Origin of the sequence: Stenotrophomonas sp., from assembly GCF_031995405.1 — a bacterium.
Taxonomy (GTDB): domain Bacteria; phylum Pseudomonadota; class Gammaproteobacteria; order Xanthomonadales; family Xanthomonadaceae; genus Stenotrophomonas.
The window spans coordinates 1-7683 of record NZ_DAMAGC010000162.1; the positions used below are offsets into that span (position 1 = coordinate 1).

Annotated in this window: 7 protein-coding genes; 3 read left to right on the forward strand and 4 right to left on the reverse strand. The window is 67.9% G+C overall.

Features of this window, described 5'->3' with window-relative positions:
• Positions 1-1509: PEP/pyruvate-binding domain-containing protein (locus RTO53_RS18605; RefSeq protein WP_312239176.1), on the reverse strand; the 1509-nt coding region annotated here is incomplete at its 3' end.
• 366 nt (positions 1510-1875) lie between these two features.
• Here RTO53_RS18605 and RTO53_RS18610 point away from each other — a divergent pair.
• Both RTO53_RS18610 and RTO53_RS18615 read left to right on the forward strand, forming a co-directional pair.
• Complete coding sequence (locus RTO53_RS18610) at positions 1876-3186, forward strand: acetamidase/formamidase family protein (protein ID WP_312239177.1); 1311 nt, start codon at positions 1876-1878, stop codon at positions 3184-3186.
• Positions 3187-3259: 73 nt separating this feature from the next.
• On the forward strand, positions 3260-3685 hold the full coding sequence (locus RTO53_RS18615) for an H-NS family nucleoid-associated regulatory protein (protein ID WP_312239178.1): 426 nt from the start codon (positions 3260-3262) through the stop codon (positions 3683-3685).
• On the opposite strand, the gene RTO53_RS18620 is transcribed toward RTO53_RS18615, so the two are convergent.
• Positions 3673-4359 (reverse strand): class I SAM-dependent methyltransferase, encoded by a 687-nt coding sequence (locus RTO53_RS18620; protein ID WP_312239179.1) that lies wholly within the window; start codon positions 4357-4359, stop codon positions 3673-3675. The genes RTO53_RS18615 and RTO53_RS18620 overlap by 13 nt on opposite strands.
• 50 nt (positions 4360-4409) lie before the next feature.
• Complete coding sequence (locus RTO53_RS18625; RefSeq protein ID WP_312239180.1) at positions 4410-4580, reverse strand: hypothetical protein; 171 nt, start codon at positions 4578-4580, stop codon at positions 4410-4412.
• A 126-nt stretch (positions 4581-4706) separates the two neighbouring features.
• Here RTO53_RS18625 and RTO53_RS18630 point away from each other — a divergent pair, with 126 nt between their 5' ends.
• Entirely contained in the window at positions 4707-5090 is a 384-nt protein-coding gene (locus tag RTO53_RS18630) for a response regulator (protein ID WP_312239181.1), read from the forward strand.
• Here the strand turns inward: RTO53_RS18630 and RTO53_RS18635 are convergent.
• Positions 5070-7683: PAS domain-containing protein (locus RTO53_RS18635; protein WP_312239182.1), on the reverse strand; the 2614-nt coding region annotated here is incomplete at its 5' end. The two genes, RTO53_RS18630 and RTO53_RS18635, sit on opposite strands and share 21 nt — an antisense overlap.

Sequence of the window (7683 nt, forward strand, 5' to 3'; positions counted from 1 at the left end):
GCGCGCCTCATACGCCTCGAAGTTGTACACCGACGCCCATACCGTCTGCACGGCCTTGGCCACGGCGTCGCCACGGGTCACGTTGGGCACGGTGGTGTACAGGCCCGCCCCACTGAAGCCGGGCAGATCCTCGGAATTGGACGAGCTGCGCACGAACACCCCGGCGCCCTTGAGCTGGCCCTGCCACTGGGCGTCCAGGGAACGGACGAACGCCGGATCGGGCGCGGCATTGGTGATCTCCGCACGCAGCGCCGCCAGCGCGTCACGGCGGAGGTTGGGATCGGTAGCGAAGCCCGGACGGCGCTGCAGCGCCTGCAACCGCTGCGGAATGTGCAGGCGTTGCAGCATCGCCTGATAGTGCGCAAACGGGATGCAGAACCCGTCCGGGACGCGTGCGGCAGGCGGCAGCGCCGCTTTCAGCGTGCCCAGGTTGGCCGCCTTTACCCCGCAATGGCTGCTGTCGCGCGCACGCAGGGTCGCCAAGGGTGTCAGCGCGACCACTGTCAGGTCCGGACGTGGCAGGTTGCGCGTCGGCGAGCGTGTCGCCGGCGAAGGCGTCCTCGCCGGGCGGTTCAGTGGCGTTACCCGGTAGTCGTTGTTGCTGACCTCCAGCGCCACCCAGCGCCCGTCGTAGTCGCGCAGCGCATTCTGGGCATCGCGTACATAGACGTTGGGAATGCCCCACCCCTTGGCCAGCAGGTTGACGTGGGACAGCAGTGTGGACGGACGCTGGGTCACCAGGCCCGCGACCGGTGCCAACGCAATGGGCACCTCGTCCAGTACCGGGATGTCGCGCGGCGACAGCGTGCGCAGCTGTGCCTCCGAGCGCACGATCCGCAGCCGCCCTTCGGCACGGCCGGTGTTCAGCGGCAGGAAACGCTGCTCACGCAGCAGCGCCTCCTGGCTGACGAAGGGCAATGCCATGGCGCGGGCCAGCTGCTCGTGCCGGGTGGAATTGGTCTTGAACCGGATCGGGTCACGGAACGAGGCCCGCAGCACCGTGTCGGCCTGCTGCAGCAGCGGCGCGGTGAGCGTGTCGCCCTCCCAGAATTCGTAGGTGTAGCCCGGCAGGTCGCGCTGCCAGCTCACCGTGCCGAACAGGAAGCGTCGCTGCGGGTCACGGTACTGCGCATTGAGCGTGGCTTTGCCCATGGAAGGCAGCAGCCGTTGGCGGCGCACGAACTGCTCGTGCAGCGCATAACGCGGTGTATTGATGTAGTAGACGCGGCCCGCATTCTGCCGGTCGATCACGAAAATCAGATGCGGCATCTCCAGCGCGGTGCCGGCGTTGTAGACGCGGGCCAGCTGCATGAACTGCGCGCGGCTGTCGATGCGCGACAGATAGTCCGGCCCCGTCGCTGGCTGTGCCGGTGCGGTGTCGCTGCCTGGGCGGTATTCGTACGGCGATGGCTTGCGGGCGGTCTGGGCCAGCGCCGGCACGGTGCAGCACAGCAGCAGGATGAACGTGGCAAGCCACCCAAGCCGTCGCTGCAGCCTCGGACTATGCATCGCTGTCGCCCTCACCAAACTGCAAGGCGTTCACGCGCGGCCACTGCCTGCATCGCCATGAAGGCGGCCACGAGGCCCATGCTTCCCTGTATCCGCTGCGCATCCTGCACCCCTTGGAGACGTCGTCGGCGAAAACTAACACGGGCCGTGTTCGCGAAGGTAGCCGGGCGCTGCCTTGGCTGGCCGTGCGCGGCCCTCGCGTGCGGTGCCGTGGCGCGCATCGCCGGGCTGGAGGTCATCCGGTCGACGCGTCAGGTTACCTTCGACACTGTGGGCGCGGCGATCCGAGCGCATAGGCTGCGGCATACGCCCTTGCGGGCCCTGTGGATGCCACGCACCGTGTTCAAGCCCTCCAGGTTGTTTCCCTTGTTGCTGGCAGCCCAGCCGCTCACCGCATCTGCCGCCGAACACTGGATCGTGACCACCGACCTGTGGGGCAACAACAACCATCAGAGCCTGCAACTGGACGCCCACGGCGAGCGCGTCCAGGGCACGCTGGACGCGGATCGGATCGAAGGAACGCGGGTCGGCGACACCCTGCAGTTCACCGCGACCGACAGCGATGGGCAGGTGTACCACTTCACCGGACGCATCGAAGGCGACCGCATGCAGGGCCAGAGCGACCAGCCCGACACCAACCATCGCACCGTGCGTGCCCTCCACACCTTCAAGGCGTGGCGCGTGCCAACGCCCGCCTCCACCACCCCGCAGCTGCATGTGTTCACGCCAACGGACTATTCCAACACCTTCAGCGCGGACCGTGCGCCGGTCCTGGTGATCCAGCCGGGCGATTCGGTGCAGACCCGGACGCTGGACTCCGGCGGGGTCGATGAGAACGGCGTTACCCGTGCGCTGTTCGGCAATCCGCAGGTCGGCCCGTTCTTCGTGGCCGGTGCGGAACCGGGCGACACCCTGGCGATCACGCTGACCTCGCTGAGGCTCAACCGCGACTACGCCGACAGCCTGGATGGCCTGGTGGGACGCCTGAAAACGCCGCGTGTCGCGGTCGAAAGCGCCGCCCTGGGCAAGCCGGTGCGTTGGTCGCTGGATCGCGCGAAGGGTGTCGCCCGCCCGGCGGGTGCGACCGGCGCGCTGAAAGACTTGGAGATTGCGGTCAAGCCGATGCTGGGCGGCCTCGCGGTCGCCCCAGGCTTTGGTTACCCCGCGTTTTCCACCGGTGATACCGGCGATTTTGGCGGCAACATGGACTTCAATGCCGTCGTCGAAGGCAACACCGTCTACCTGCAGGTGCAGCAGCCCGGCGCGTTGTTGTACCTGGGCGACGGGCACGCGTTGCAAGGCGATGGCGAAACCACGCAGTGGGCGCTGGAGACATCGCTGGACGTGGTGGTGAAGGTGGAGCTGGTGAAACAACAGGCGATCGCCACTCCGCGCGTCGAATCCCCCACCCAGATCATGACGCTCGGCCAGGGCGGCTCCAGCGACGACGCGCTGCGGCTGGCAACCTCGGGCATGCTGCAGTGGCTGCGGCAGGCCTACGCGCTGAACCTGTCCGAGGCGACCCAGGTGCTGGGCGTGGCGGTGCAGTACCAGGTGGCCAACCTCGCCGGGCGCAGCGTCGGTGTGGCCGCGAAAGTGGACAAGGCAGTGTTGCGGCATCTGCCACGCCCTGCGCCGGCCAGGCCGACCGTTGGGACGCCGCGCGGACACCGCTGACACGGGAATTGGCGATGTGTACACGTGCATTTGCTATCGTGCCCCACTCGCCAACTCTTCACCCCGGAACCCCATGCCGCGCAAGTCCCCCGGCACCGCCGCCGCGTCACGTACCTCTGCTGCCCTGGAGACCCTGCTGGCGCGATCCAGCGTGGACGATCCGGCGCTGCTGCGTGCCGCGACCCGGGAAGCGTATGACCGCGTGACGCTGCTGCTCAAGACCTGCTACGAAGACTTCAGCCCGGAGCAGCAAGCCAGGCTCCGCGCGATTGTCGGCGCAGCGTCCTCGCCTGCGCCGACCGCCTCGCCCAGGCCAGCCAAGGCCAGCAAACCCCCACGGGAAGACCTGCCGCCGCGCTTCTGGCTGCCCTACAGCGGCGAGACCTGGACAGGACGCGGGCGTCCGCCCAAGGCGTTCATCGCCTGGGAAGGCACCGTCGCCCACACCGAGTGGAAGAAGCACCACCCCGACGAGCGCTTCCCCGCCTATCCCGGCTGAGCCTGTCCCGCATAGGCGACCCAGCCGCGGAACGACAGCGCGGCATAGAACAGCGCGGGCCGCTCGAAACCGGCCTGCTCCAGCAGCGCTACTTCTTCGTCCGGGGCGAGCGTGGGCAGCCTGCTGGCGATCGCTTCGGCGCGTGCTTCGGCACTCTCCCCGGCGATGCCGCGGGCGGTAACGAACGCGGCCCAGCGATGGAACCATGCGCGCTTTTCGTCCGGATCACGGGGCACGCTGTGGTGCGCGACCACCAGCGGTGCCCCCGGCGCCAGGCGACGGCGCAGCTCGCGCAGCGTGCGCAGGCGTTCTTCGCGTGACAGAAAATGCAGCGTCAACAGACAGGTGGCGCCATCGAACGCGACGGCGGGGGCATCCTCGAAGTAGCCCTGGATCAGTTCAACGCGCGAAGACAGGCTCCCCAGCGTGTTCGTGGCCAGCGCGAGCATTTCCGCGGACGGGTCCACGCCGGTGAAGTGCCACCCGTGACTGGCCTCGGCGAAGGCGCGCAGTTCCATCCCGCCCCCTGCGCCAAGCACGAGCACCCGGCCGGCCGGCCGAACCCGTTCGGCGAGCAGCACGTGCGCCATTTGATGCAGCGCCTGTACGCCGGGGACCTGGCGGATGAGCGTATCGGCGTAGCGCGCCACCGCATCTGGATCGGAGAAGGACATGGTGGGCCTGGATGGAGGACTGCCTCGTAATGTAACACTCGCAGTTACATTTAGGACATCATCTCGATACCGAGGCCCACCGACGGCGTGTTGCCGAGCGCCGATTCCAGCCGCAGCGGGCACCCCACGCGGATCGAAAACGCCCGCGCGTTGTGCAGATTGATACCGCACACGGGAGCGGGCGCGATAAAGATCTGCAGGAATCCGATTGCTGACAGCACCTTGGCGAGTGATGCACAGCAGACTAACGCGTCGGAGCGCTACTCTGGATCTCCGCATCCGCTGGCCGATGCTTTACCCGACCACTGCTGGAGGTTTCATTGCCCACTTCCGACGAACGATGCCGCGTGCTGCTGGTTGAAGACGATGCCGCGATCCGCGAGATGACCAGAGACATTCTCAGCGATGAAGGTTTCGAGGTGCTGCCCACCGCCGATGCCGAGGCAGCGCTGCACTGCCTGAAAACCGAAGGCCCGTTCGACCTGCTGCTCTCCGATGTGGGATTGCCCGGGATGGACGGACGCGATCTGGCGCAGATCGCCAACACGCTACACCCCACCATGCCGATCCTGTTGGTCACCGGCTATGCCGGCGTGGCTGGCAGCCGTCCCGACTTCCTTTCCTGCGGCATGAAGCTGCTGCGGAAACCGTTCACGCTCAAGCAGCTGCTTGGCTCGGTGCGCGCGCTGATCCGGCGCCCGCCGCCACGCTCAAACAGCCCCCTCGGCTGACACCAGCGCCCGCGCCCGCCGTTCCAGCTCGGCCGCAGTGAAGGGTTTGGTCAGCACTTCCATGCCTTCCTCCAATTGCCCCGCCCCCACCGCGGCGGAGGCGGCGTAGCCGGTGATGAACAACACCGGCAGCCCCGGGCGCACCTGGCGTCCGGCATCGGCGACCTGGCGGCCATTGAGCGCGCCGGTCAAGCCCACGTCGGTCACCAGCAGGTCGATGGCTTCACTGGATTGCAGGGTGGCAATCGCGCTTCCGCCTTCCGGTGCCTGCAGCACGCGGTAGCCCGAACCGGCCAGCACGTCGGTGACCAGCGCGCGCACTGCATCTTCGTCTTCCACCACCAGCACGGTGCCGACGTTGGCCACGCGCGCGTCCGCGCCGGGCTCGGCGGCCGTCTGCGCCGGACCCTCATCGGGCTCGCCGGTAAAGCGCGGCAGGTAGAGGTGCACGGTAGTGCCGTGGCCCGGTTCCGAATCGATCCACACCTGACCGCCGGACTGGCGGGTGAAGCCATAGATCATCGACAACCCCAGGCCGGTGCCCTGCCCGATCGGCTTGGTGGTGAAGAACGGCTCGAATGCCTTGGCGATCACCGCCGGCTCCATGCCGCTGCCGGCATCCTGTACGGCCAGGCACACGTAATCGCCCGGTGGGACATCCAGCTGTGCCGCCGCGTCGTCATCGAGCGCGACGTTGGCGGTACTGATCGCCAGTGGGCCGCCCTCGGGCATCGCGTCACGCGCATTGATGCACAGGTTGAGCAGTGCGTTTTCCAGCTGCGGCGCATCCACCAGCACCGGCCACGGCGCGGTCTGTAGATCGGTGGTGATGGAAATCGACGGCCCGAGCGTGCGCGACAGGATGTCGAGCATCCCGTTCACCATGTCTTCGGCCACCACCGGGGTGGGTGCCAGCGTCTGCCGACGCGAGAACGCCAGCAGGCGCTGGGTCAATGCGGTGGCACGCGCTGCGCTGGATTGCGCCATCTCCAGATACCGCCCGATATCGTCGAAACGGCCCTGTTCGATGCGCAGCTCGAGCAATTCCAGACCGACCGAAATGGCGGTCAGCAGGTTGTTGAAATCGTGCGCCAGGCCACCGGTGAGCTGCCCCACCGCTTCCATCTTCTGGCTCTGGCGCAGGCGTTCTTCGGCGACCTGCAGCTCGGCGCTGCGCGCCTGCACGCGCTCTTCCAGGGTAAGGGTGAGCTGGCGCAACTGCTCTTCGGCCTGGCGCCGCTCGGTGACGTCCGAGGCGGTGCCGAACCACTCGGCAACCTCACCGGCGTCATCCAGCAGCGGCACCGCGCGCATCAGTACCCAGCGCACGCTGCCGTCGGGCAGCAGGGCGCGACGTTCCAGCCACAGTGGCTGGCGCTCGCGCATGGCCAGCGCGATGGCCGCCTCCAACGCAGCGCGATCCTCCGGATGCACCCGCTCCTCGCGCCAGCCGGTGATGGCGGGCAGACGTTCGGCCGAGGCACCGGCACCCAGGATCGGCCGCATCTCGCGCCAGTCCGCCGACATGGCATACAGCGATTGCGAGGAAGCGCTGACCAGCGCACCGAGGCGCCGCTCGCTGTGCGCCAGCGCCATGCCGGCGCGCTGCTGTTCGCTGCGATCGCCCAGTACCTTGACGAAGCCCAGTGCCGCGCCGTTTTCATCGCGCAGCACGGTCATCGCTCCGTTCGCCCAGAAGCGCGCACCGGATTTGCGCTGCAGCCAGCGCTCGCCGCTGACACCGCCGCCGCCGATGGCGATCTGCTGGTTGTGCTCCAGGCGCCCGGCCTGGATGTCCTCGGGTGTGTAGATGACCTCGACGCTGCGGCCGAGCATCTCCGCCTCGGTCCAGCCGAAGATGTGCTCGGCGCCGGCATTCCACAGCGTCACCCGGCCGTCCAGGTCGGAGGCGACGATGGCATAGTCGCTGGCGCTGTCGATGATCTGGCGGTTGCGCGCTTCCACCTCGCGCATCGACCGTTGCAGCTCCATGTGCGGGGTGATGTCCAGGCCCTGCACGAACACGCCCGCGGTGGTGCCGTCCTCGCCGAGCACCGGCTGGAACACGATGTCCAGCTGGCGTCGGCCGCTGGACGGATCGGTCGCCAGCGGCGCGTCGTAGACGACCTCGCTGCCGATATACGGCTGGCCGGTGCGGTACACCTGGTCCAGCAGCGGAAGGAAGCCCTGCTCCACCACCTCCGGCAGCGCATCGCGGATGCACTTGCCGAGCACGTCACGATGGCCAACCAGGCGCTCGTAACCGGGGTTGGCCAGCTCGATGCGGTGCTCGGGACCGCTCAGGAACGCCATGAACATCGGCGACTTGTCGAACAGCGCGATCAGGCGCTGGTTCTCCTGGGCGAGCCGTTCCTGCGCGACGATGGTCCGGGTGACTTCCTTGGTGACGCAGAACGCGCCGCCGACGCTGCCGTCATCCAGGTAGATGGGCGAGAAGGAGAAGGTCCACCAGGTGTCTTCGGGGACACCGCCACGGGCCATGGCCACCGGCATGTTTTCGAAGCGCGAGGACTCCCCGGCGAAGGCGCCCTCGATCGGCAGGCGCACCGCGTCCCAGGCATCGGCCCACAAC